Source organism: Pseudomonas sp. FP1762 (genome assembly GCF_030687105.1).
GTDB lineage: Bacteria > Pseudomonadota > Gammaproteobacteria > Pseudomonadales > Pseudomonadaceae > Aquipseudomonas > Aquipseudomonas siliginis.
On sequence record NZ_CP117458.1, the window covers coordinates 1,046,953 to 1,072,482 of the forward strand.

Annotated in this window: 20 protein-coding genes; 6 read left to right on the top strand and 14 right to left on the bottom strand. The window is 60.3% G+C overall.

The annotated features are described in order from the left end of the window. Positions 1–42: 42 nt before the first annotated feature. Positions 43–918 (bottom strand): helix-turn-helix domain-containing protein, encoded by an 876-nt coding sequence (locus tag PSH90_RS04475; protein WP_305382250.1) that lies wholly within the window; start codon positions 916–918, stop codon positions 43–45. A gap of 140 nt (positions 919–1,058) precedes the next feature. On the opposite strand from PSH90_RS04475, the gene PSH90_RS04480 reads away from it, so the two are divergent. Further along, complete coding sequence (locus PSH90_RS04480) at positions 1,059–1,961, top strand: DMT family transporter (RefSeq protein WP_305382252.1); 903 nt, start codon at positions 1,059–1,061, stop codon at positions 1,959–1,961. Positions 1,962–1,979: 18 nt separating this feature from the next. Here PSH90_RS04480 and PSH90_RS04485 read toward each other — a convergent pair whose 3' ends face one another. The 4 genes from PSH90_RS04485 to PSH90_RS04500 form a co-directional block, all read right to left on the bottom strand. Further along, positions 1,980–2,489 (bottom strand): DUF2165 domain-containing protein, encoded by a 510-nt coding sequence (locus PSH90_RS04485; RefSeq protein ID WP_073473697.1) that lies wholly within the window; start codon positions 2,487–2,489, stop codon positions 1,980–1,982. Between the two features lie 139 nt (positions 2,490–2,628). Continuing rightward, on the bottom strand, positions 2,629–3,603 hold the full coding sequence (locus PSH90_RS04490) for a D-glycerate dehydrogenase (RefSeq protein ID WP_095180411.1): 975 nt from the start codon (positions 3,601–3,603) through the stop codon (positions 2,629–2,631). 1,263 nt (positions 3,604–4,866) lie between these two features. Then, positions 4,867–5,241 carry a DUF6124 family protein gene (locus PSH90_RS04495; RefSeq protein ID WP_150742824.1) on the bottom strand — a complete coding sequence of 125 codons (375 nt, stop codon included), beginning with the start codon at positions 5,239–5,241 and terminating at the stop codon, positions 4,867–4,869. Between the two features lie 389 nt (positions 5,242–5,630). Continuing rightward, positions 5,631–6,599 carry a LysR family transcriptional regulator gene (locus PSH90_RS04500; RefSeq protein WP_024011667.1) on the bottom strand — a complete coding sequence of 323 codons (969 nt, stop codon included), beginning with the start codon at positions 6,597–6,599 and terminating at the stop codon, positions 5,631–5,633. A gap of 265 nt (positions 6,600–6,864) precedes the next feature. On the opposite strand from PSH90_RS04500, the gene PSH90_RS04505 reads away from it, so the two are divergent. From PSH90_RS04505 to PSH90_RS04520, 4 genes are all read left to right on the top strand, one after another. Next, positions 6,865–8,364, top strand: coding sequence for an efflux transporter outer membrane subunit (locus PSH90_RS04505; protein WP_305382254.1), 1,500 nt, complete (start codon positions 6,865–6,867; stop codon positions 8,362–8,364). 139 nt (positions 8,365–8,503) lie between these two features. Next, entirely contained in the window at positions 8,504–10,696 is a 2,193-nt protein-coding gene (locus PSH90_RS04510) for an FUSC family protein (RefSeq protein ID WP_305382255.1), read from the top strand. Beyond that, the gene (locus tag PSH90_RS04515) at positions 10,686–10,886 is read left to right on the top strand and encodes a DUF1656 domain-containing protein (RefSeq protein WP_041479478.1); all 201 of its coding nucleotides are present in this window, start codon (positions 10,686–10,688) and stop codon (positions 10,884–10,886) included. The genes PSH90_RS04510 and PSH90_RS04515 overlap by 11 nt, the downstream gene beginning before the upstream one ends. Positions 10,887–10,896: 10 nt before the next feature. Then, positions 10,897–11,763 (top strand): HlyD family secretion protein, encoded by an 867-nt coding sequence (locus tag PSH90_RS04520; RefSeq protein ID WP_150636181.1) that lies wholly within the window; start codon positions 10,897–10,899, stop codon positions 11,761–11,763. Between the two features lie 45 nt (positions 11,764–11,808). Here PSH90_RS04520 and PSH90_RS04525 read toward each other — a convergent pair whose 3' ends face one another. The 3 genes from PSH90_RS04525 to PSH90_RS04535 all read right to left on the bottom strand — a co-directional run bounded on the left by PSH90_RS04525 (position 11,809) and on the right by PSH90_RS04535 (position 14,590). Beyond that, entirely contained in the window at positions 11,809–13,104 is a 1,296-nt protein-coding gene (locus PSH90_RS04525; RefSeq protein WP_305382256.1) for a hypothetical protein, read from the bottom strand. A gap of 161 nt (positions 13,105–13,265) precedes the next feature. After that, the gene (locus PSH90_RS04530) at positions 13,266–14,090 is read right to left on the bottom strand and encodes an SDR family oxidoreductase (protein WP_305382258.1); all 825 of its coding nucleotides are present in this window, start codon (positions 14,088–14,090) and stop codon (positions 13,266–13,268) included. A 35-nt stretch (positions 14,091–14,125) separates the two neighbouring features. After that, a complete protein-coding gene (locus tag PSH90_RS04535; protein ID WP_056783040.1) occupies positions 14,126–14,590 on the bottom strand; it encodes a hypothetical protein in 465 nt (154 codons plus the stop codon). Between the two features lie 170 nt (positions 14,591–14,760). On the opposite strand from PSH90_RS04535, the gene PSH90_RS04540 reads away from it, so the two are divergent. Beyond that, positions 14,761–17,505 (top strand): RHS repeat domain-containing protein, encoded by a 2,745-nt coding sequence (locus PSH90_RS04540; RefSeq protein ID WP_305382259.1) that lies wholly within the window; start codon positions 14,761–14,763, stop codon positions 17,503–17,505. Positions 17,506–17,584: 79 nt separating this feature from the next. On the opposite strand, the gene PSH90_RS04545 is transcribed toward PSH90_RS04540, so the two are convergent. The 6 genes from PSH90_RS04545 to PSH90_RS04570 form a co-directional block, all read right to left on the bottom strand. Next, complete coding sequence (locus tag PSH90_RS04545) at positions 17,585–19,036, bottom strand: mannose-1-phosphate guanylyltransferase/mannose-6-phosphate isomerase (protein ID WP_024011673.1); 1,452 nt, start codon at positions 19,034–19,036, stop codon at positions 17,585–17,587. A 208-nt stretch (positions 19,037–19,244) separates the two neighbouring features. Then, positions 19,245–19,901: an alginate O-acetyltransferase AlgF gene (locus PSH90_RS04550; protein WP_095180418.1), complete on the bottom strand. Its 657-nt coding sequence runs from the start codon at positions 19,899–19,901 to the stop codon at positions 19,245–19,247. 14 nt (positions 19,902–19,915) lie between these two features. Continuing rightward, complete coding sequence (locus PSH90_RS04555) at positions 19,916–21,088, bottom strand: alginate O-acetyltransferase (RefSeq protein ID WP_041479484.1); 1,173 nt, start codon at positions 21,086–21,088, stop codon at positions 19,916–19,918. Between the two features lie 10 nt (positions 21,089–21,098). After that, positions 21,099–22,664: an MBOAT family protein gene (locus tag PSH90_RS04560; protein WP_041479485.1), complete on the bottom strand. Its 1,566-nt coding sequence runs from the start codon at positions 22,662–22,664 to the stop codon at positions 21,099–21,101. Between the two features lie 271 nt (positions 22,665–22,935). Next, positions 22,936–24,048 (bottom strand): mannuronate-specific alginate lyase, encoded by a 1,113-nt coding sequence (locus PSH90_RS04565; protein ID WP_056783046.1) that lies wholly within the window; start codon positions 24,046–24,048, stop codon positions 22,936–22,938. Between the two features lie 8 nt (positions 24,049–24,056). Further along, complete coding sequence (locus tag PSH90_RS04570) at positions 24,057–25,523, bottom strand: alginate O-acetyltransferase (protein WP_056783047.1); 1,467 nt, start codon at positions 25,521–25,523, stop codon at positions 24,057–24,059. Between the last annotated feature and the right edge of the window lie 7 nt (positions 25,524–25,530).

Sequence of the window (25,530 nt, forward strand, 5' to 3'; positions counted from 1 at the left end):
CCCTCTCCCTCTGGGAGAGGGCTGGGGTGAGGGGAAAAGGGCTCAACGCAAAAACGCCTGCCGATACTCGCCCGGCGTCCCACCCAAAACCTGCCTGAACCGATTGGTAAAATGGCTCGCACTGGCAAACCCGCACGCCAGTGCAATCTCGCCCAAGGGCAGCGCCGTGCCGCGCAACAATTCCCGCGCCCGGCTCAAGCGCCGCGCCAGCACATATTGATGCGGCGGCAGGCCGAAGCTCAGGCGAAACATCCGCGCGAAGTGATATTCCGATAGCGCACAAAACCCGGCCAGTTGCCCGAGGCTGATGGCTTCACTCAACTGGTTGTCGATGAACTCCACCAGTTGTCGGCGCTGATGTGGCGCCAGTCCGCCCTTCAAGCGCAAGCCCTGTCGCCCACCCACCTGGCTGAGCAAGGTGTGGCTGATCAATTCGTGGGCGAGGCTGCTGGTCAGCAAGCGCTCGGCCGGCTCTTGCCAGTTCAGGTTCAGCAACTGCCGAAAGCGCTGCGCCTGCTGCGGATCTTCAAGAAAAGTCTGTTCGCGTAATTGCATCTCGCGCGGTTCGCGATCGAGCAACGTGACGCAACCGAGGGCGAATTGTTCGGCGCTGAAATACAGGTGCGCCAAGCGGATGTCGCCATTGATCACCCAGCCCGATTCATGCTCGGCCGGCAGGATGCACAGCTTGTCCGGCCCGCCCTTGCGGCCCGGCTGGCCACGACGGAATGTGCCGGTGCCGCCGGCGACGTAGCACGAAAGTGTGTGATGACTTGGCGCTTCGTATTCCTGGGCATCGTGGTGGTTGGTCCACAAAGCCGCAGACATGCCGTCACCGAGCTCGGCGCTGTGCACAAGGCGTGCATTCGGCGAGCGGTTGAGGGCTTGAAAGACTTGCAGGGTGTCGATTGCGGCCATGTTCGGTTCTCTCCAACGCTTTGCATCCTACTCCGTAGACGCCGCCCTGCCAGCCTGCCGCCAGACAAAAGCGCAAGATTGTGCAAGCGTCGAAGGCTGCCCGAGGCAGACACTCAAGGCCTGTTTAAGGAGTGTTGGCCATGAACCTGTCGTTGTACCTGCTGACCGTGCTGATCTGGGGCACCACCTGGATTGCCTTGAAATGGCAATTGGGCGTGGTCGAAATTCCGGTGTCGATTGTCTATCGCTTCGGCCTGGCTGCGCTGGTGTTGTTTGCCCTCTTGCTGCTCAGCCGGCGTCTGCAACCGATGAACCGCCGTGGGCATTTGATTTGTGTGGCTCAAGGGTTATGTCTGTTCTGCGTGAACTTCATGTGTTTTCTGACCGCCAGTCAGTGGATTCCCAGCGGTCTGGTGGCGGTGGTGTTTTCTACGGCAACGTTGTGGAACGCGCTGAATGCGCGGGTGTTTTTCGGCCAGCGCATTGCCCGCAATGTGCTGATGGGCGGTGCGCTGGGGCTGTTCGGTCTGGGGCTGTTGTTCTGGCCGGAACTGGCCGGGCATCAGGCCAGTCCGCGAACCCTGCTGGGGCTGGGTCTGGCGTTGTGTGGCACCTTGTGTTTTTCAGCGGGGAATATGCTTTCGAGCCTGCAACAGAAGGCCGGCCTCAGACCGCTGACCACCAACGCCTGGGGCATGGCCTACGGCGCGGCGATGCTGACGGTGTGGTGTCTGATCAAGGGCATACCCTTCACCATGGACTGGTCGCCGCGATATGTCGGTGCACTGTTGTACCTGGTGATCCCCGGCTCGGTGATCGGCTTCACCGCGTACCTGACGCTGGTCGGGCGCATGGGCCCGGAGCGGGCGGCTTACTGCACGGTGCTGTTCCCGGTGGTGGCCCTGAACGTGTCGGCGTTTGCCGAAGGTTATCAATGGACCGCGCCAGCGCTGGTCGGGCTGGTGTTGGTGATGTTGGGCAACGTGCTGGTGTTTCGTAAACCGAAAGTGCTGTTGTCTGCGGCTCAAGGGAAGTTGGCTTGATAAAACGAGCGCTGATACTCAGCGCTCAACTTTCAAAGTGATGTAGATCATCACCGGGAAGATGAAGTCGACAATATGCCTTGCCCAGTCCTTGGCATTCCATGATTGCGAAGTGTCCATGTCGAACCACTCGACACCTACAGTTTGCAGGCACACGTAATAAATGAAGATGGCGACCAATATGCCCATGATTGAAAACTTCTTGGCTTCATGGAATGCGGCTGGCGAGGCATCGATGTAGCGATACAACTGGTAAGTACCGATCAGGCAAAGCACGGTATAGGTGACTTCCATGGTGATGATGAACCAGTAGATCCGGTGATGGATCATCGGCGAATCAATGGCCCGATACATGATGTTTTCGCTGGCGTTGGTGGTGTCCATGCTCAGGATATGTGCAACGTAAGTGTAGTTGGACTCATAGTCAGTGAAGTTATGGATCATCACCAGCAGGCCAAAGAAACTTATATAAGCCATCAAGATGACTTTGCTGTAACGAATGAGTTTGTCGGTGGTCAGGGTGTTCACGAGGTTGGCTCTCCATGGCAATTAATCAATAAGTTGATAAGTTGCGAGAGCTTATATTGCTGTTACTTGGTCTGGCGTTTTTGTTCGGTTGCAAGTTATGTAAGGTGAAGGCCGGCATAATGTTGCGCCGGCCCTTTTTTCAGCCGCGCCAGACTTGCGGGTTGACCAGATCCTGCGGCCGTTCGCCGAGCAGGGCGCTGCGCAGGTTGGCCAGGGCGCGGTTGGCCATGGCTTCGCGGGTCTCGGTGGTGGCCGAGCCGATGTGCGGCAGGGTCACGGCGTTTTTCAACTGGAACAGCGGCGATTCGGCCAGCGGTTCTTTTTCGTAGACGTCCAGGCCGGCGCCACGGATGCGGTTGTTTTGCAGGGCTTCGATCAGTGCCGGTTCGTCGACGACCGGGCCGCGCGAGATGTTGACCAGGATAGCGCTCGGCTTCATCAGCGCCAGTTCGCGATGGCTGATCAGGTGGCGGGTCTTGTCGCTCAACGGCACTACCAGGCAGACAAAATCGGCTTCGGCCAGCAGTTCATCGAGGCTGCGGAACTGCGCGCCGAGCTCCTGTTCCAGTTCGGTCTTGCGGCTGTTGCCGCTGTAGATGATCGGCATGTTGAAGCCGAAGCGCCCGCGCCGGGCGACAGCGGCGCCGATGTTGCCCATGCCGACGATGCCGAGGGTCTTGCCGTGCACATCACTACCAAACAGCGGGGCGCCGACGCTGGCCTGCCATTGCCCGGCCTTGGTCCAGGCGTCGAGTTCGGCGACGCGGCGGGCGCTGCTCATGATCAGGGCGAAGGCGAGGTCGGCGGTGCTTTCGGTGAGCACGTCGGGGGTGTTGGTGAGCATGATCCCGCGTTCGTTGAAGTAGTCGAGGTCGTAGTTGTCGTAGCCGACCGAGACGCTCGAGACCACTTCGAGTTTTGTTGCGCTTTGCAGTTGTGCGCGGCCGAGTTTGCGGCCGACGCCGATGAGGCCGTGGGCGTGGGGCAGGGCTTCGTTGAACTGGGCGTTGATGTCACCGGTCTTGGGGTTGGGGACGATGACGTCGAATTCTTCTTGCAGGCGTTCGATCATGGGCGGGGTGATGCGGCTGAAGGCCAGGACTGTTTTTTTCATTGGGCTTGGGCTCGTCGGGGCTTGATTGCAAGCACGCTAACATTTTCTCGCTCGGGTTGTCTTGGCGGCCTCTGGGCCGGCCATGCCTTGGGTTTGTCTGGTGTGAATATCCGAAGGTTTCGGGGCGGCGGCTGGCGGTTTCGCCTGACGGCGACTTACTTTTTTACAAGCGCCTAAAAAAGTAAGCAAAAAACGCTAGCTCCTGCGTTCGGCCCTCGCAGGCTCGGGTTCCTTCGCTGCGGGATCGATCCGGGCGCAGCGGCTCCGGTTTGCTTCGCTGCACCTACACTCGCTGTGTACGACTGCGTCGTACGGTCGCTGCGCTCCCACGCCCGGATCAATCCCTCCGCTCAGCCTTCCGACGTCGCCGGTGGATCAAGATCAAAAGCACTCGAGCTTGCGCTCATTGTTGAGTGGGGCGGCTGCGCCGCGGGCAGCTGCGCTGCTTTGCCTTTGCTTTTGTGGGAGTGAGCCTGCTCGCGATGGCGGCCTGACAGTCGACCTGTTTCTCGCTGATGTACTCGATTCAAACTGTGGGAGCTGGCTTGCCAGCGAAGGCGGCCTGACAGCCGACCTGTTTCTCGCTGATGTACTCGATTCAAACTGTGGGAGCGAGCCTGCTCGCGAAAGCGTCTCCACTGCCAACCCATCTCTGCCAGATTCACCCCGTCCCTGTGGGAGCTGGCTTGCCAGCGAAGGCGGCCTGACAGCCGACCTGTTTCTCGCTGATGTACTCGATTCAAACTGTGGGAGCGAGCCTGCTCGCGAAAGCGTCTCCACAGCCAACCTCTCTCTGCCAGATTCACCCTGTCCCTGTGGGAGCTGGCTTGCCAGCGAAGGCGGCCTGACAGCCGACTCATATCTTGCTGATGTATACGATCCAGAATTGTGGGAGCGAGCCTGCTCGCGAAGGCGTCTCCACTGCCAACCCATCTCTGCCAGATTCACCCCGTCCCTGTGGGAGCTGGCTTGCCAGCGAAGGCGGCCTGACAGCCGACTCATATCTCGCTGATGTACACGATCCAGAATTGTGGGAGCGAGCCTGCTCGCGAAAGCGTCTCCACTGCCAACCCATCTCTGCCAGGTTCACCCCGTCCCTGTGGGAGCTGGCTTGCCAGCGAAGGCGGCCTGACAGCCGACCTGTTTCTCGCTGATGTACTCGATTCAAACTGTGGGAGCGAGCCTGCTCGCGAAAGCGGTTTATCTGACACCTCGAATGTTGAATGTGCCGAAGCCCTCGCGGTCGGGCTCGCTCCCGGGAGGTCAGCTGCGTGACGGGAGCTGATGGATTTCGTAGTTATCCAGCACGCGGTTCACCGCCAGTTCCGCCAGCATGATCACCTGCTGGATGGCCAATATCGTGTGCCGTTGTGGGCTGTCGACGTGGGCGGCGATGTCGCTGCTCATGATGCTGGCCGAGGCGAGGGATTCGCAGGCGTGGGCCAGCAGGCTTTCGTTGTCCTGGTCCGGGGCGACCTGGAACATGGTGCTGGGTTTGTGGTTTTGCTGCGCGCTGGCGGACGGTTTGAGGTAGTGATCCAGCGCACGCTCGGCGGCGTCGTGGAGTTTCGTTGAGTCGGGGGATTGGTAGGGGGAGGTGCTTGCGGATTCGGGGGGATTGGGTGTGGGTTTGAACATGGTGAAACTCCATTCTGGAAGTGGAGTTCGCCACTGACTGCGACCAAGCAATCGGGTGGCGAACCGTACGCGGGTTGGTCGACCAGGGAATGGAAACCCGGCAGGGACGAGGCCCTCCCACGCACAGCTCGCCATTAAGCATGCTTGAAAATGTGCGCCATTCTAAACCCGGACGACCAAGTCCGGTCGCTGATTCGTCAGCAACCGCCAAATCCTAGCCAGCGCACTTCCGACGGACAACCTGCAAAACCTGTCGGAAACTTCCTTGAAAACACCGCGATGTAGGAGCTGTCGTAGGCTGCGATTTTTTGATTTTTAAACAGCAAGATCCAAAGATCGTAGCCTCGTTGCACTCGTCAGCTCCTACACGAAGTCAGCGGTGTTTAAAGTCAGGTGGCGACGCGCGCGCCAGCCAGACTCCCGCTCAACTCATACGCGACCAATTCCGCCTGATGCGCCGCCAATATCTCCGGCAACGACCCACGCAAGTACTCCACCCAGGTTTTGATCTTGGCATCCAGGTACTGCCGCGACGGGTAGATCGCGTAGAGGTTGAGTTCCTGCGAGCGGTAGTTCGGCATCACGCGCACCAGGGTGCCGTTGCGCAGGCCTTCGATGGCGGCGTAGACCGGCAGCACGCCGACGCCCATGCCGCTGGTGATGGCGGTTTTCATGGCGTCGGCGGAGTTCACCAGGAATGGTGAGCTGTTGATGGTGACCGTTTCCTGGCCGTCCGGGCCGTCGAAGGCCCATTTCTCCAGCGGGATCACCGGGCTGACCAGGCGCAGGCAGGCGTGGTTGAGCAGGTCGCTGGGTTTCTGTGCGGCGCCGTTGGCTTTTACGTAGGCCGGCGAGGCGCAGACGATGCTGTAGGTGATGCCCAGGCGTTGCGAGACGAAGCCGGAATCGGGCAGTTCGCTGGCCAGCACGATGGACACGTCGTAGCCCTCGTCGAGCAGGTCCGGCACGCGGTTGGCCAGGGTCAGGTCGAAGGTCACGTCGGGGTGGGTCTTGCGGTAGCGGGCGATGGCGTCGATGACGAAGTGCTGACCGATGCCGGTCATGGTGTGTACTTTCAACTGCCCCGCCGGGCGCGCGTGGGCGTCGCTGGCTTCCGCCTCGGCTTCTTCGACGTAGGCGAGAATTTGTTCGCAGCGCAGCAGGTAGCGTTTGCCGGCCTCGGTCAGGGCGATGCGCCGGGTTGTGCGATTGAGCAGACGGGTTTGCAGATGGGCTTCTAGGTTGGAGACCGCGCGCGAGACGTTGGCGGTGGTGGTGTCGAGTTGCACGGCGGCGGCGGTGAAGCTGCCCGCTTCGGCAACACAACTGAAGGCGCGCATGTTTTGCAAAGTGTCCATGGGGTGCTCTCAAGGGAGATGGCAAATTGTGACACGAAGTTTCAGGGGCTGAGACCCCCGACCAAGGGATTATCTCGTTAACCGTAACAAAGATTCACAGAAATCCCAGCTTATCGCCGCAGAGGCACCTCCATAGAATTGCGCCGATCCCTGTAGGAGCTGCCGAAGGCTGCGATCTTTGTCTTTAAAAAGATCAAAAGATCGCAGCCTTCGGCAGCTCCTACACAAGTCCCTCGATCTATCCCTCTCTCAGGAATTCGCAGCTGTGCCGCGTCGCATCAACAGAGCGCTTTTGCCGCTCAGTGTTCTGGCTTTAACCCTGGCTCTCGGCGGCTGCATCTCTACCCAAGGCATTGCCCCTCACGGCGAGACGCTTGCGGCTGATTCACTGGCCACCGACGCGGCCATTGCCGAGGCTGCCAAGGACGCCCACTGGCCCAGCGCACAATGGTGGCGAGCATTTGGCGATGCGCAACTCGATCACTGGAGCGACCTCGCCGTGCAAGGCAGCCCGAGCATGGCCATGGCTGCTGCGCGGGTGCGTCAGGCCAAGGCCATGGCCGGTGTTGCCGAAGCGGCCGAGGCGTTGCAGATCAATGGCGAGTCGACCCTCAAGCGCCACAACTGGCCGACCGATCAATTTTACGGCCCCGGCGATCTGGCCAACACCACCACGTGGGACAACAACGCCGCGCTCGGCTTCAGCTACGCCTTCGACCTCTGGGGCCGCGAGCGCAATGCCAGTGAACGCGCGGTGGATCTGGCCCATGTGAGCGTGGCCGAGGCGCGACTGGCGCAGCTGGAACTGCAGAGCAATCTGGTCCGCGCCTACATCGAGTTGTCGCTGCATTACGCCCAGCGCGACATCGTCGCGGCGACGCTTCAGCAGCAACAGCAGATTCTCGATCTGGCACAGAAACGCCTGAGCGGCGGGATCGGCACGCACTTCGAAGTCAGCCAGGCCGAAACACCGCTGCCGGAGACTCATCGCCAGCTCGATGCGCTGGACGAGGAAATCGCCCTGAGCCGCAACCAGATTGCTGCACTCGCTGGCAAAGGCCCGGGCGCTGCTGCACAGCTGCAACGGCCGACGCTGTCCCTCGCGACGCCATTGAAACTGCCCTCGGCATTGCCCGCCGAACTGCTCGGCCAGCGTCCCGACGTGGTCGCCAGTCGCTGGCAAGTGGCGGCGCAGGCGCGCGGCATCGATGTCGCCCACGGTGGTTTCTACCCCAATGTCGACCTGGTCGGCAGCCTCGGCTACATGGCTACCGGCGGCGGGGCGCTGGAGTTTCTGACCGGCAAGAAACTCAACTACAACGTTGGCCCGGCGATCTCGTTGCCGGTCTTCGACGGCGGCCGCCTGCGTGGCGAATTGGGCGAAGCGGCGGCCGGTTATGACATCGCCGTGGCGCACTACAACCAGACGCTGATCAACGCACTGAAGAACATTTCCGATCAGTTGATCCGCCGCGAGTCGATGGACAAGCAGCAGGACTTCGCCGCCGAATCCGTGGCCGCAGCGCAGAAGACCTACGACATCGCGATGATCGCCTATCAACGCGGCCTCACTGATTACCTCAACGTACTCAATGCGCAGACGTTGCTGTTCAAACAGCAGCAAGTGCAGCAGCAAGTGCAGGCGGCGCGGTTGAGTGCGCATGCCGAATTGGTGACGGCGCTCGGCGGCGGCCTCGGAGCGGGTGATGACGTGCCGACAGCCGAGCAGACCCAGGCCCCGAAAACCCCGGCGCTCCTGCGTTGAACACAGCATCCAGTGTGGGAGCGAGCCTGCTCGCGAAGAGGGCGTATCAGTCAATGAACATGTTGCCCGAGACTGCGCTTTCGCGAGCAGGCTTGCTCCCACAGGTTTCGAGTCCGGATTGCATGCCTGAGTATTTTCAATGACCTCCTTGCCCGCCCCTCTACGCTGGCTCCACTCCCTGGAATGGCGTCGCGGTTTTTTCGATTGGGCACGCAGCGATGGCGTGACCTGGGTGTATATCTTCAAGGTGTTGCTCGCCGCGTTTCTCACCCTGTGGCTGGCCATGCGCCTGGAACTGCCGCAACCGCGTACGGCAATGATCACCGTGTTCATCGTCATGCAGCCGCAGAGCGGTCAGGTGTTCGCCAAGAGTTTTTATCGCTTGCTCGGCACGCTGGCGGGGTCGGCGATGATGGTCACGCTGATCGCTTTGTTCGCGCAGAACACCGAGCTGTTTCTCGGCTCGCTGGCGATCTGGGTCGGCATCTGCTCGGCCGGTGCCGCGCGTTGCCGCAACTTTCGCGCGTATGGTTTTGTTCTCGCCGGTTACACCGCAGCGATGGTCGGTCTGCCGGCGCTGGCGCACCCGGACGGCGCCTTTATGGCGGCAGTCTGGCGAGTGCTGGAGATTTCGCTGGGGATTCTCTGTTCGACGCTGATCAGCGCGGCGATTCTGCCGCAAACCGCCAGCGCGGCGATGCGCAACGCCTTGTATCAGCGCTTCGGCGTGTTCGCCTTGTTCGTCACCGACGGCTTGCGCGGGCGCAGCAAAGCCGAGGCGTTCGAGGCCAGCAACGTGCGTTTCATTGCCGAAGCCGTGGGCCTGGAAGGACTGCGCAGCGTGACCGTGTTCGAAGACCCACACATGCGCCGGCGCAACGGTCGGCTGAGTCGTTTGAACAGCGAGTTCATGGGCATCACCACGCGCTTCAACGCCTTGCATCAATTGCTTGAACGCCTGCGCGGCAATAGCGAAGAACATGTTGTTGCGGCGATCAAACCGGGTCTGCAGGATCTCGCCGAAGTGCTCGACGGCTTCAGCGGTCGCGCCCTGACCAGCCCCGATGCGGCACGTTTGGCCACCGCGCTTGCGAGCTACAAGGAAGGCTTGCCCGCGCGGGTACGCACCTTGCGCGGGATCTTTCAGGACACGGGGCCAAGCGAAGCCGAACAACTGGATTTTCACACCGCCTACGAATTGCTCTATCGCTTCGTCGATGACCTGCACAGTTATGCACAGACCCACGCTTCACTCGCTGATCATCGCCACGAACGTGAGCGCTGGGACGAGCCTTTCACTCCGCAAACCAACTGGTGGGCGGCAGCCGCGTCGGGAATTCGTGCCTCGTTCATCCTGATTGTGCTGGGCAGTTACTGGGTGGCCACGGCGTGGCCGAGCGGGGCGACCATGACCCTGATCGCCGCCGCCACCGTCGGCCTGTCCGCTGCCACACCGAACCCCAAGCGCATGGCCTTTCAAATGGCCTGCGGGACTTTTCTCGGTGCGCTGATCGGCTTCGTGGAGATGTTTTTCATCTTCCCCAGGATCGATGGTTTTCCTTTGCTGTGCGTAATGCTCGCACCGGTCATCGTGCTCGGTTCGTTTCTCGCTTCACGACCGCAATACGCCGGTGTCGGATTGGGCCTGCTGATTTTTTTCAGCACCGGTTCAGTGCCGGACAACCTGACGATCTACAACCCCTACACCTTCATCAACGACTACATCGCCATGGTCATGGGCATGCTCGTGTGTGCGGCGGCGGGGGCGATCATTCTGCCGCCGAACAGTCGCTGGCTGTGGCAGCGCCTGGAGCAGGACTTGCGTGGGCAAGTGGTCTACGCGATCAGCGGCAAACTCAAGGGCCTGGCCTCGCGTTTCGAGAGCCGCACCCGCGATCTGCTGCATCAGGCCTATGGCCTCGCGGCAGGGCAGCCGAAGGTACAAAAGAGTCTGCTGCGCTGGATGTTCGTGGTGCTTGAAGTCGGCCACGCGATCATCGAGTTGCGCAAGGAGCAGGCGATCCTGCCGGTGCACCCGGCGTATGCCGAATCGCAGCCTTGGCGCCAGGCAATCCGCGTGATGGGGCGTGCGCTGGTGCGTCTGTTTCTGCAGCCGAACGCTAGCAATCTTGAGCGCGCACTGGTGGCGGTCGACCACGCGATCAGCCGCGTTGCCGCCACCGATGAGCCGTTCGCGCCGCACTTTGATACCTCGGCGTTGCGCCGGGTGAAGAGCTATCTGCACTTTATCCGCACCTCGCTGCTCGACCCGCAATCACCCCTGGCCGAATTCGCTCCCGCCCGGCCCGAAGGACTCACCCATGCCTCGTGAAATTGCCTTCCACGGCGTGTACATGCCGACCATGACCCTGATGTTTTTTGTCGCTGCGGGACTGGCCTGGGCGCTGGACCGCTTCCTTTCGGGGTTCGACCTGTACCGTTTTTTCTGGCACCCGGCGCTGCTGCGTCTGAGCCTGTTTACCTGTCTGTTCGGCGCCATGGCGCTGACTGTCTACCGTTGAGAACATCTTGATGAAAAAGTTTTTCAGCCTGCTCGCGACCCTGCTGGTGCTGGCCCTGGCGCTGTGGATCGGCCGTACGCTGTGGGAGCACTACATGAACACGCCGTGGACCCGCGATGGCCGCGTGCGCGCCGACATCATCAACGTCGCCGCCGACGTCACCGGCGAAGTGGTTGAAGTGCCGGTGCGTGACAACCAGCTGGTGAAGAAGGGCGATCTGCTGATGCGCATCGACCCCGAGCACTACCGCATCGCGGTCAAGCAGGCGCAGTCACTGGTGGCTTCGCGCAAGTCGACCTGGGAAATGCGCAAGGTCAACGCCCACCGCCGCGCCGACCTCGACAATCTGGTGATCTCCAAGGAAAACCGCGACGACGCCAGCAACATCGCCGACGCCGCGCTGGCCGATTACCAACACGCCCAGGCGCAACTGGAAGCCGCCGAACTCAACCTCAAACGCACCGAAGTGCGTGCGGCGGTGGACGGTTACGTGACCAACCTCAATGTGCATCGCGGCGATTACGCACGTATCGGCGAGGCGAAGATGGCCGTGGTCGACATGAATTCATTTTGGGTTTACGGCTTTTTCGAAGAAACCAAGTTGCCGCACGTCAAAGTCGGTGACCAAGCCGACATGCAATTGATGAGCGGCGAAGTGCTCAAGGGTCATGTCGAAAGCATTTCGCGCGGGATCTACGACCGCGACAACCCGGAAAGCCGCGAACTGATTGCCGACGTGAACCCGACGTTCAACTGGGTGCGGCTGGCGCAGCGCGTGCCGGTGCGGATTCATATTGATGAGGTGCCAGAGGGCGTGTTGCTGGCGGCGGGGATTACTTGCACGGTAGTGGTGAAGCAGGACCTGGCAGGCAATTGATCGACCGCGTCGCCCCTGACCAGGGCGACGCGGTGATGCTTCCAGCTACTGGGAAATGTTGTAGCGATACAGACAACCCAGAGGGTTTTCTGGATTGATGTTGAGGGCAACAATCAATTTGCCTGGGGCCTGCTGATAATGAAGCCTGGAGAGCGAGTCGGTGGTCTCCTCGCGATGGATGACGCCACCCGCGTCTGAAAAATCGGAGTTGTAGCCACCGCTCCGGGTTTTCACACAGGCAATATAATTGCCCTTCTCGTCTCCACCAGAAACTACGATGTTATCAGCGAAAGGAACATGGTCCGCCCAGTTGACTCGCCTGTCGCTGCCGAGAGCTGGTGGGAGTGGCATGGCATTCGGACTGCCGAAAACGTCAAAATCGGGCTTACCTTTTTCATCGAAGGCGAACAACATGCCGTATCGCTCACTGACACCGCTGCCCATGTTGGTGTAGCCAGATGCCGTAAATCTATCAGGGGCTCGCTGTCTCACAGTATTGAGTTCGGCACCCATGAAGTTGTACCGGACTACCACAACCCCGGGTCTTTCCGAGAGGCCGAAACTCTCATGGAGCGCGCCACTGTCTGAATTCAACATCACGAGGAGACCGTCCGTGTTCACGTCGGGCTCGTATTTTTCGTAGCCTGCAAATAACAAGAGTCCATTGTCGAGCACGCAACCGTCGCTGAGTGAAGTCGATGCATGCGGCATCCCGTGATTAATTTCAACTCGGCCATCTGTGCCGAATGCCTTCACGGGTGCGCCTTGCGCATCGAATTTGTAAAGGTGCGCCCTGAGCACGTCAGGCGTGTGGTAATCAACGCCGACAATAACGCTGCCATCGGGTAGCGCGAAGACGAATGCCGGGCCTTTTTTCGTAAGCCGTTGTGTGTTTGGGGGATCGATGATGACTTGGCCATTCTCGCCAAAGCTGCTCACTCGATTGCCTTTGCTGTCAAGGCAGAGAATCGCAGCGCTAACCTCGTTCGATTGCTCATTGGCTGTGCTGCCTGCCATGAACAGCCGCCCGTCGGCACCTTCTGCAATCGGCCCGCCAGAGGCCTGCTCATTGGCCAGGAACGAACCCGTGACACGCCCTGCGACCCCAAACGCCAGGTCTACGGCACCCAAGTGGTTCAGCTTGGAAATGAAGAAGACGCCTTTGTCGAAGGTACTGGTGACCAGCAACGATTTATCGCGCAGCAGCGTTGACCCCGTGAGGGGCCGGGACTTCGTCGGGTCGTCCTGGAATATATCGTCAAGTTGAAGTTTGCCTTGGCCGCTTCCCCATGTAGCGTCGATTGTCGCCCTGATGTTCGCGGCCTTCTCTGCGATTGCCATATACGTCCCTGCGCGGTTGTCGGGAGGTCGGTTTACTCGCCGGGCGCTAACGCTGTCTTAACACTATTCACCTGGCTTGAACTCACGATAGGCCTTCGCTTAGAGGGCGCCTACTGTCAACTCTGACAGGTCTGGCTACCGCTGGTCGCAACGACTGGGGATCAGAGCTTGGCGCGCAACCCGAACCGCTTCATCAACGTCGATTCCAGCAAACCCTTCGGCAACAACACCGCCAACAACGGCAACGCCCGGCTGCCGTTGCCGATGCGAACCAGCCGTGGCGGCTTGCTCTGCCGCACCGCTTTCAACAGCTCAGCCGCAAACTCACTGGCCGGTGTTGGCTTGTCCTGCGATGCCTTGGCCCGTGCGCGAATGCCTTCACGCAGGGGAAACCACGGCGATTGCTCGTTGATCAACTGCTCGGCTTCATGTCCGGCATTCTTCGCAAAACTCGATTCGATCGCACCGGGCTGGACTTCCATCACACGGATGCCAAACGGTGCCAGCTCCATGCGCAACGCGTCGCTAAGCGCATGCACCGCCGCTTTCGACGCGCAGTAGGCGCCGGCAAACGGTGTGACCAGCACACCCGACACACTGCCGATATTCACCACCAACCCCTTGGCCGGACGCAGCAGCGGAAACAACGCGCGGGTGACGCCAACAATCGAAAACACGTTGGTCTCGAACTGGCGCTGCATCGCCTGCACGCCGCCGTCGAGCAGCGGCCCCATCGCGCCGTAACCGGCGTTGTTGATCAGTACATCAAGGCCGCCATGTTGCTGGCTCAGACGCTCGGCGAGGTGTTCCAGCGCGGCGCCATCGTTGACGTCCAGCTCGACAGCGGTGAAACCGGCAGCGCTGAGCGCGCTGACATCTTCAGCCTTGCGCGCACTGGCCCAGACTTCGTAGCCGGCGGCTTTGAACGCGTCGGCAAGGGCGCGGCCGATGCCGCTGGAACAACCGGTAATCAACGCAACGGGCATGGCGCATTCCTTGTGCAAACAGTCGGGGGAGGGGATTAGTCGGAGAAACTACCTTGCAAATGCTCGGCGCGAAACTCCAGGGTTTGCGGGCGATAGCCGGGGCGCAGCGGCGGCAGTGGCAAGCAGTCTTCCCAGGTCGCGCCGGCCTGCAATTCGCCGGGGCCGCGATAGCGTGGGGCAGTGTATTGATTGTCGGCCAGGTTGACCGTATCGCCCGGCGCATAAGCGGCGATGCGCCAGCGCAGCTCGGTCAGCGGCACATTGTTGCCATTGTTCATTTTCAATTGCAGCGGACGGTCGGCCGGGCATTGCTCGGGAGCGTAGGCAATGCGCAGTTCCAGGCGCGCCAGTTGCTTGATCTCGCGGTTGTCCAGCCACACCACCCACATGGCCACGAAACCCAGGCCAATCGCAGCGGCTACCGAAACCGGCAAGGCCTTGGCCGGGTAGCGCAGCAGCAGGATCAACCAGGTAATGACCAGCAGGATGCCGATGAACATGCGTGAGCGCTCCGTGGGTGAGTGAGCCCCATCCTACCGAAGGCTTGGCGCAATGGGTATTCGGGACGAGTTTGTGCGCACCGTTGGTCGGGACTGTAATTTCTGACAGTAGGAATGCGGTTTCGCGCTTGCTCTCATGAGCCAAGGGCACACTGGGACGTTGACGCACTATGGGCATCCACAGCAATACGCCAACGCTTGCCGTGAACGATCCGCGCGGTTTGGCCATCCTCAACGTCAACTACTGGCGCGCCGATGCGGCGCTGACAAGCGAGCCCCGGATCGAGCGGACGTTGCGCGACAACGCCGGCCGTGCAGTCAAACAATGGGATGCGCGATTGTGGGCGTTGCAGGCGATTGATCCACAAGCGCCCGCCAGCCTCACCACTGTCCATGCCTTGAACGATATCGCGCTGCGCTCGGACAGTACCGATGCGGGAGTCCAGGTCCAGTTGCCGGGTTTGGCCGGCCAGACGCTGTGCAACTGGGACAGCCGTGGCACATGCCGCGAAATTGCATACGATGACTTGTTGCGACCTGTCGCGGTGTTCGAGGAAGGCACCGGCGTACCTCGCCGTTGTTCCGAGCGCCTTGCCTATGGCCGCCCCGGCGCGGGCGATCCGCTGCGCAATCAGCTCGGTCAAGTGATTCGTCATGACGATCCCGGCGGCAGTGTTCTGTTCTCGCAGTTTGCGATCACCGGGCAGTGCAGTGAAAACATCCGTCATTTCACGCTTGAGCCGGTTGCCGCGGATTGGCCAGAGGCTCTCGCCGATCGACAGAAGTTGCTCGAACCCCAAGGGGCAACCACACAGTGGCGCTACGCCCCGCTGGGGCCTGTGCTCGAACAGATCGATGCCGGTGGCAATCGGCAGGCCTTCGCACTGACTCTCCACGGCCAGTTACGCGCAGTTGAAATACGGCTCAAACTTCAGACTCAGAACCATTCGGTCGTCAGTGATATTCGCTACGACGCTTACGGACAAGTCACTCATGAACTGGCAGGCAACGGCGTGCTGACTACGCTGAGCTACCGTCCCGAAGACGGCCGCCTGCTCACGCGCCATGCTCAGGACAATCTAGGCAATGTGCTGCAGCATCTGATCTACGCCTACGACCCGATGGGCAATGTAACGAGTATCGAAGACCAGGCATTGCCCGTGCGCTGGTTCGCCAACCAGCGCATCGAGCCGGTCAGTCGCTACCGCTATGACAGTCTCTATCAGTTGTCCCATGCCACTGGCTGGGAGGCCGGCGTTGCCGGTGGCGGGCCGACCGCTGTCGCCAACTACAGCCAGCGTTATCATTACGACGCCGGCGGCAATTTGCGCGGGCTGACTCACGTCGGCCAACAGAGTCCAGGTCATCAACTGCAGGCCGCACGCTTTAGCAATCGGTGTTTGCCGTGGCACGACGGTAAGCCGCCCTCTGAAGCAGAGATCGCGGAAGCTTTCGATTCGCGGGGTAATTTGCTGTTGCTGGATCAGGGACGCCGGTTGCAGTGGAATCTGCGTTGCCAGCTGGACTCGGTCGTGGTCGTCTCACGCCGATCAGATGCCGATGATCGTGAAAGCTATCTCTATGACGGCGCCGGTCAGCGGGTATGCAAGACGCGTTCGTCACGGGCCTCTGCACGCAGTCTTCTTGCACAGGTGCGTTATCTGCCAGCGCTGGAATTACGCACCGATACCGGCACCGGTGAGAGCCTGCAGGTGATCATCGTGCGGACCGGACTCAATATCGTACGCGTCCTGCATTGGCAGAGCCCATCGCCGACCGGCGTCAATTATCTCTACCGATACAGTTTCAATGATCATCTGGGCTCAATCAGTCTTGAGCTGGACGCGGATGCGCAACTGATCAGCCGCGAGCATTTTTATCCATTCGGTGCAACGGCGTGGGCCGAAGAACCCGACGTCAGCTACAAGACCGCGCGGTATTCGGCAAAGGAACGTGACGCCACGGGACTTTACTATTACGGGTTTCGCTATTACGTCCCGTGGCTGCAACGCTGGCTGAACAGCGATCCTGGTGGAGCGATCGACGGCCATAATCGCTATCGCGCGCTGCGCAACAACCCAATGACTTACAGGGACAGCGACGGGCGCAAGCCCGACAAGCCCGACAAGCGTGCTGGCGACCGGGTGTATCACGATCTTGCCGACAAGAAACTGGTCAATCCCACGCAAGCCGCCGGCATGCAGCCCGTGCGCCGTTACTTCGAGAATGACCCAAATCCCGACGTCCAGGCCTACCGCCGCGAAATACCGGTAGCGCTGGCAGAGCTGGGAGCCCGGGACAACTCCGTGCTCAACACACATCAGGCACATGTCATTGCCGCCGTCCGGACGCACACCGCGCCACCTTCGGGGGCCGTGCTGTACCACTCCGGTGAATTCGTTTCTTCGACAATGAATCGGGTGTTGGGGGAGGAGACCACCAGCCGGATCATGGGACCCATGTCCGTTGCGTTCAACAGCCCTGTCGAAGAACCGCAAGTGCTTGCAGCCAGGCGCGGTGCCGTGGCCAAAGGCTTCCAGATCGGCGGAAATCTGCTGATGCACGCCGCTAACCCCGCAGCTCAGTTGGTGGGCTCACTGAGTGTGGCAATGGGCAATGCCATGCAGGTTTCCGAGGCTCAGACGCGGATTCAGTACAAACTGCTCAGCACACCCGTTGCCGTGCCTCTTGCCATCTCCTCGAACAGTCCGGCGGTCGACTTGCAGTCCTTCAATCGATCGACCCGGCGGCAGCCGTTGTTCGCAGAACCGGAATCAACGCCCACACCGTTGGCGCAGCAACTGTTTGCAGCCGCGTTTACACAAGGTCCAGCGGGGCTGGCGCAGGCGACGGAAGGCGAGTCGGTCGATGAAGATTCACCACTGGCGAGACGCCGCAATTCAGTCTTCGGCTAGACAAAAAAAGCCCCCGCCCAGCCCGCTGCGGATAGGGAACGCAACGGGCTGGACGAGGGCTTCTTGTTTCAGCTGGCGATTACTGCGCGATGGTTTTCACCGACACGCCGCGTTCGATCGGGGTGGAGCGGCCGTAGATATCTTCGAAACGCTCGATATCGTCTTCACCCAGGTACGAACCCGACTGCACTTCGATGATTTCCAGCGGGATCTTGCCCGGGTTGCGCAGGCGGTGCACCGAGGCGATCGGGATGTAGGTCGACTGGTTTTCGGTGAGCAGGAACACGTTCTCGTCGCAGGTCACTTCGGCGGTGCCGCTGACCACGATCCAGTGTTCGGCGCGGTGGTGGTGCATCTGCAGCGACAGGCACGCGCCCGGCTTGACCGAGATGTGCTTGACCTGGAAACGCCCGCCCATGTCCACCGAGTCGTACGAGCCCCACGGACGATAGACTTCGCAGTGGTTCTGGGTTTCGCTGCGGCCCTGGGCATTGAGGGTGTTGACCATCTGCTTGACGCCCTGGACCTTGTCCTTGTGGGCAATCATCATCGCGTCCTTGGTTTCGACCACGACGATGTTTTCCAGACCGATCACCGAGACCAGTTTGCCGTTGCCGTGGATCATGCAGTTCTTGCTGTCCTGGATGACCACGTCGCCTTTGCTGACGTTGCCGTTGGCGTCTTTCTCGTTGACTTCCCACAGCGACGACCAGCAGCCGACATCGCTCCAGCCAGCGGTCAGCGGCACCACGCAGGCGCGCTGGGTTTTTTCCATCACCGAATAGTCGATGGAGTTGTCCGGGCAGCAGGCGAAGGTGGCTTCGTCGAAAGTGATGGTGTCGGCGTCCTGCTGGCTGCGCTCAAGGGTCAGCAGGCAGGTGTCGTAGATGTCCGGATCGTGCTTTTTCAGTTCTTCGAGGAAGCGGCTGGCGCGGAACAGGAACATGCCGCTGTTCCAGTAGTAACCGCCGGATTCGACGTACTCGGTGGCGCGCTTCACATCCGGTTTTTCGACGAAGTGCGAGACGCGGCTGACGCCTTCGGGCAGCAGCGAATCAGCAGTGGATTTGATGTAGCCGTAGCCGGTTTCCGGTTTGGTTGCCGGTACGCCGAACAGCACCATCTCGCCGTTCTCGGCTGCGACAGTCGCAAGGGCCAGCGCACGTTGCAGCGCTTTCTGGTCTTCCAGCACGTGGTCGGCCGGCAGCACCAGCATCAGTTCGTCACGACCTTCATTGACCAGCATCATCGCGGTCAATGCTACGGCCGGCGACGTGTTGCGGCCGAACGGTTCCATCAGGATGCGCTGGCATTCCAGATTGCGCGCGGCCAGTTGCTCGTTGACGATGAAACGGTGCTCTTTGTTGCAGACCACGATTGGCGTGTCCATGCCTTCGAACACCAGACGCTCGAGGGTTTGCTGGAACAGTGTGTGTTCGCCGGTCAGGGCGAGGAATTGCTTGGGGAATTGCTTGCGCGAAAGAGGCCACAGACGCGAACCGCTACCACCTGACAAGATCACCGGAATCATAGTGTTTACTCCATAAAATCAATTTGGTTAGAGCAACGAACGTTGTGTCGTTTCACTCTTGTTTTTGTCTCGTGTCCGAAGACGCCGCATCCCTTGTAGGAGCTGCCGAAGGCTGCGATCTGTTGATCTTGATCTTCAAAATCAAAAGATCGCAGCCTCGTTTCACTCGACAGCTCCTACAGGGATCAGCGTCTCTGCGGGAAATTGGTTAGCGAGTCGACACCGGGCGTTTCACCCAGACTGGCGACAGGTTGCTGCCGTTGCCGGTGACGTACAGCACGGCTGCCTCACCACGCTCCAGGGCGACCGGTTTCACGTCGCCGACTTTCTTGTCGCCTTCGTACAGCGCCAGGCTGACTTTCACCGGGTTGATTTCACGTTCGCCACGGCCCTTGGCTGCCACGTTCGGCACCACTTCGGTCTTGCCGTCGGCGGTTTTCAGGGTCAGCGATTTGTCGCTGAGGTTCTGTACACGCACCAGGGATTTCTGCTTGTTCTTGAATGGCGGCTCTTCGATCAGTTGTGGCGCGCCGGAAGCGTTGTTGACCAGGGTGTAGTAGTGGTCACCGGCGAGTTTGACCGGCAGGGTCTGGCTACCGACCTTGGCGCTGTAATCGCCGCCCGGCATGAAGCTGAAGTCGCTGCTGGCCAGTGGCGCGATATCGCTCAGGTTGGTGCTGCCGACAGTCGCGCTGACTTCAGCGTTGCTGGCGTTGTAGACACGCACGAAGGTCGAGCCTTTCGGTGCGGTCGGGCCGTACAGCGCGGCGTCGCCGCCGGCGAAGGCTGGGACGGAAAGTACGCTGAGGCCAGCAACCAGTGCGAAGCTTTTAGCGAGACGACGAGGAGTAGTAGTGAAAGTCATGGTGTACCTCTCTTTCAGTTTTGCGCCCGATCGGGCGTCTCGGATTTAGTGTTGATGGCTACGTTTTGTTGGCGGGCGCCGGCTTGTTTGAGCTCTGCGACCCACTGCGGGTCGGCGTCGCCGATTTCGTTGTTCACAGGCAGATATCGTTCAGGAAACTCCCAGATCAGCACTTGTGGCGGGCTGTTCTTGAAGTCATCGCTTTTCAGGTAGCTGAGCATCGGCAGAATCGGGCCATGGCCGTCTTCGGCGTAGTTGACGACGTCGCTGTGCAGCGCTTGTTTGAGCGCACCGACGAAGTTCCAGTTGGGGTTGGCGCTGTAGCTGGTGCCGATCAGCGCGACCGGTACTTCGCTGTTGGCGAACAGGGCGTCGTCACCGGCAGGCTGTTCGGCGGCAACGGTGTTGCGTTTGAGCAGTGGCTCAGGCGCCGGCATCATGTTTTCGAACAGCGGATCGAGTGGCAGGAACAGACGCAGATCGCCCTTGTGCGTGACCTTCTCCGCTGGCGTGGTGACGAAGCGCTGTGGCTCGCCGCTCAGCGGGAATTTCTCGGCAATGGTTTTCGCCAGCGTATTGGCTGCGATCTCGGCGCCTTCCGGCGTCCAGTGGGTGTCGGTGCGCAGGAACACTTGCTCACCGTTCTGCTTGGCCTGTTGCAGCGGGCCGAGCAGGTCAGGGGCGAGGATCTTGTCGGCCGCGACACGGGCGTGGAAATCCTGGTACAGATTCTGGTGAATGCTCGAAGGCTTCACTTCACCCAGATGCTCCGGGTACAGACGCACCTTGGCCGGCACGATCGCCATCACCAGTTTCACGCCTTTCTCTTTCAGGGTCTGGCGCACGCCTTCGACCAGCGCGTAGTTGCCTTGCAGGTTCTGCTGTTCGTTGACGATCGGGTTGAATTCCTCATCGCTGTACAACCACTGGTCGCGGCCGAGCACGACGCCCGGACGACCTTCGTTGAACAGTTTGAAATCCAGCGCGGCCCAGAGGTTGGTGCCCAGGCGCTTGATCGGGAATTCATCGTCGTAGTGGGTTTCCACCGCCTTCGTCCAGCGGCCGTTGAGCACCGTCGCATCGGCGTTGGTGCTGAAGCCGAAGAAGCTGCGAACCGACCACAGACCGAGGACCAACAGCGTCACCAGGAACAGGGCGATGTAGAAGATGCGTAATGAGCGGGTCATGTCAGATCCCTCAGAACTGGAAGTAAAGGAACGGCGAGAAGCTTTGCGCCGAGAGTTTGAGAATCGAGGCGATGAACAGCAGCAGGATCAGCCCGCGCATCACATAGCGCGACCAGTCAGCGGTCCAGTAAGCCGGTTGCACCTGGGCTTCGACGCCGACGGTGTAGCCAGGTTCGTGGATGCTCGCCGGATTTTCCCCAGGCGCTGCCTTGATCATTCCCGGCGTCGCCGTGGCAGGGCCATTGGCCTCGACGTTGACTTCCGGTTTGGTCTTGGCTGGCGGCTGATTGGTGTACAGATCACGCAGGCCGAAGAACGCCAGGGTTACGTAAGCCACCACCAGAGTCGCTACTTGCAGACCGGTGAGGCTGGCCTGATTGAGTTCCGACAGCGACCAGTCGCCGAAGCTGAACATTGCACCGTACATGCGACCGGCAACGTGCAGATTCTCGGCACGGAAGATCACCCAGCCCATCACCACCAGCAGGAAGGTCAGTGCCCAGCGGATCGGGTTGAGGCTGCGCGGCGAAGTGTTCAGGCCGAGCATTTTTTCGATCGCCAGCCACATGCCGTGCCAGGCGCCCCAGATGATGTAAGTGATATTCGCGCCGTGCCACAGACCACCCAGAAGCATGGTCAGGAACAGGTTGCGATAGGTCATCAGCGTGCCTTTACGGTTACCGCCGAGGGTGATGTACAGATAGTCACGCAGCCAGGTGGAGAGGCTGATGTGCCAGCGGCGCCAGAACTCGGTGATCGACTGGCTGATATACGGCTGCTTGAAGTTTTCCATGAAGCGGAAACCCATCATCAAGCCCAGACCGATGGCCATGTCGCTGTAACCGGAGAAATCGAAATACAGCTGCGCGGTGTACGCCAGCGCACCGAGCCAAGCATCACCCGTGGTCGGATTTTGCAAGGCGAAGCAATGGTCGGCGACCACGGCGAGGGTGTCGGCAATAAAGACTTTCTTGATGAAACCCTGCATGAACCGCGTGCAGCCTTCGGAAAACTTGTCGAGGGTATGCGTGCGGTTGTTGAACTGATCGGCGAGGTCGCGGAAACGCAGAACCGGGCCGGCAATCAAGTGCGGGAAGATCGCCACGAATGCTGCGAAGTCGATCAGGTTGCGCGTCGCCGGAGTGTCGCCACGGTACACGTCGATGATGTAGCTGATCGATTCGAAGATGTAGAACGAAATACCGATCGGCAGCAGCACGTGGGTCAGGATGAACGGCTCGAGACCGAACGAAGTCATGATTTCGTTGATGCTGTCGACACCGAAGTTGGCGTACTTGAAGTAGCCGAGGATGCACAGGTCGACGGCCACGCCGAGCAGCAGCCAGCGCTGCGCCGGTTTGGTTCTGACGCCAGCGGCACCGACTTTCAGGCCGATCCAGTAGTTCCACAGCGTGACCGCTGCGAACAGCGCGAGGAAGTCCACCCGCCACCAGGCGTAGAACACGTAGCTGGCGATCAGCAGCAGCAGGTTGCGATAGCGTTGCCCGCTCAGGTAGTACAAGCCGAGAAAGATCGGCAAGAACAGAAACAGGAACACGTTGGATGAAAATACCATCCCGATCTCTCCATGTTTGAACCAACAGTCAAGGGCCAAAGCCCCCCCAAACCCCCCGTGATAGTGGAGGGGTGACACAGTGTTCGCTTGAGGGCGGAGCTGGCCGTCAGACCGCGCCCCTCACCCCCCGCCCTCTCCCCGAGGGAGAGGGAGCCTGATCTCCATGGTTTTCAAAAATGGAGATCGACTCGGTATTTCATTTCGGCGTAACTCGCACAGCCACCTCGGTCAGTCCCCTCTCCCTCCGGGAGAGGGTTAGGGTGAGGGGCTTTTAGCCCTTTTCATGCGACGGGTCGTAGACCTTGGTCAGGTCGCCGCCAAGGCGGAAGGTCTTGAACGGTTGCATGTCGCGCTTCTTCTCGATCACATCCGGCGCACAGGTGTAGAGCGTGCAGAACGGTTCGAGCCAGGCGAATTTCATGTCCTCTTTCAGGTCGGTCATGTCCTGCTTTTTGCCGTTCTTTTCTTCGAACTCGTCAGGGTCCTTCACGCCGGCCAACACACGGTCACCGAGACGCTTCAGTGCGCCATTGTTTTCCTGACGCAGATCCACACCATTGACCTGGGCGAAACTGGCGATCATTGCCAGCGGCGGCAGGGCGTAATTGTGATAGGCGAGGGCGCGTTGCTGGCGCTTGAGTTCGTTGGGCAGGAAGCCGTCGGCGTCGACCTGGTTGACGCCAACCTTGTATTCCTTCACCGCCCAGTCGAACAGGTCGCGGCGGTTGGTGGCGACGGCGGTGGCCATCACCGACCAGGCGGCCCAGTACGAGTGGTTGTTGGTTTTTTCCAGCGGCAGGTTGTCCCAGTCGCTGACCACCTGATCGGCCATTTTGCTGAACCAGGCTTCGATCAGCTGCGCTTCCTGCTGATGCTGGGCCAGCGGATGCGAGTCGGAAAACTTCAGGCGAATGTACGACGAGGCCATGCTGCCCAGTGCCCATTTGCGCATCGACTTGCCGGTGTGGTTGAAGTCTTTGGACATCAACGCGTCAGCCTTGGCCCATGCGGTCAGCCAGTTGAGCGTGCATTCGAGCTGCTCCGGGCGACCGTCGCGCATGAACTGCATGACGCGCTTGGCGGTGCCGCGCTCCAGCGTGGTGATGTCTTTGGTTGTGTCGCGAAAGGCTTTTTCCGACTGCACATTCAGCGTCGCGCGGGCCTTGTCCGAACCTTCGTATTTGCTGCGAAATTGCAGCGGACCGGTGTATGGCGCCGGCATCGCGTCGCAGCCGTCGCTCTTGTCGCCGGTCTTGAATTTATCCACCGGGGCGAAGTAGCCCTGCGGTGGACGCAATGGCGCGGCGGCCTGAGTTGCCCCGGCGAACATCGCCAGGCTCAGGAGTGTCGGTGCCAACAGATTTTTCAGTTTCGGATTTCGCATAGCAGACCTCATTGCCCGAGCTGCGCGGTCTGTTGACCGACGCCCGGGAATACGTTGCGTTTGCAGATTTTCGCTTCGACTTTTTGTGGCGCGGCGCCAGGTCCGGCTTCAGGACCCTGGACTTCGACTGCCAGCAGGTTTTGCGAGGCCCAGTCTTCGTCCGTGCGCAGCTCAAAGGCGAAACGACCGTCGGTGTCGGAGGTTTCCGGTTTCTCGATCTTGATGTCCTCGTGGCGACCGTTCATGTACCAGAGGGTGGCTTGCAGGGTTTTCACCGAGGTGTCGGCGAAGCGGATATCGACCTGATGGTTGGCGTTCTGCAGGTTCAGGTTCTTGCTGTTGACCAGCAGTTCTTGCTTGCTGCCCGGTTTCAGCGTGGCGCTGGCGGACATCTGCGCGTCCTTGCCTTCGCAACCGTTGTCGAGCAGCGCCATCATCTGGCGATAGATGGTTTCCTGGTCGAGGCGATACAGAGGCGAGAATTCCCAGATGAGAATCTTCGGCGGGGTCTTCTGGAATTCTTCGCTGCCCAGGTACTGCAGCATCGAACCTTCGAAACCGCCGCCGGGGAAGGCCACGTTGAGGATGTCGGCGCCGATGGCTTCTTCGAGGAAACCGGCGAAGTTGTAGTTCTTGCCGCTGTGCGACGTACCGACCAGGGTGATCTGCGGATTGCCGGAATCGCCGAACAGATCGCCGTCGCCTGCCTCGCCTTTCGGCTCGGTGGTGAACTGGTCCATGTACTGGATCGCATAGCTGGTGCCGCACAGTTGCCCGGCCATGTTGTGCAGAGTGCCGGTCTTGCCCATGCGCCCGGAGCGCTTGGTCTCGAATTCACGCTTGGGAATGTCGGCGAAGGCCGGGATCTGCTTGACCTTTTCGGCGACGATTTTTGCCGTGCGCTGGGCACCGTAAGGTGTCCAGTGCTGGTCGCCACGGAAGTAGAAATCGTGGGCGGGCAGGGTGTCCGGCAGCGATTCGTTGGTCAGTGGCGACAGGTCAGGCACCACGTAGCCCATCTTGGCGAAACGGCCGAGCATGGTCTTGTAGTTGCCCAGTGCTTTCTCGTAATCGAACGCGGCTTTTTCCTGCGGGTTGAGCTTGTTGCGGTTCACCAGGCCACGGGTCGGCTGGTAAACGATCACCAGCTCCACGCCTTTGCTCTTGAACGCATCGTGCAACTGTTGCAGGCGCTTGTAGCCGGCCGGCGTGGTGTTGAACTCGGTACGCAGGTCTTCCTGGGTACGGAACAGCCAGTCGCCCTGAGCCTGTACCAGCGTGGTGAAGTTCTGCTGATAACGCGTGGTGTAGTTCTTCGCGTCATGGGCAGCCGGGCACAGGTTGCAGCACGGCTCGGCGGTGAACTTCGGTGGCGTGACGCTTGCGCCGTCAGCGTCGGCGCGGGCGTTGCCGGCAGCGAGAATGCCGAGAGTCAGGGCCGAGAGGCTGAGCAGTTTGATCATGTGTGGGTGCATAAAAATT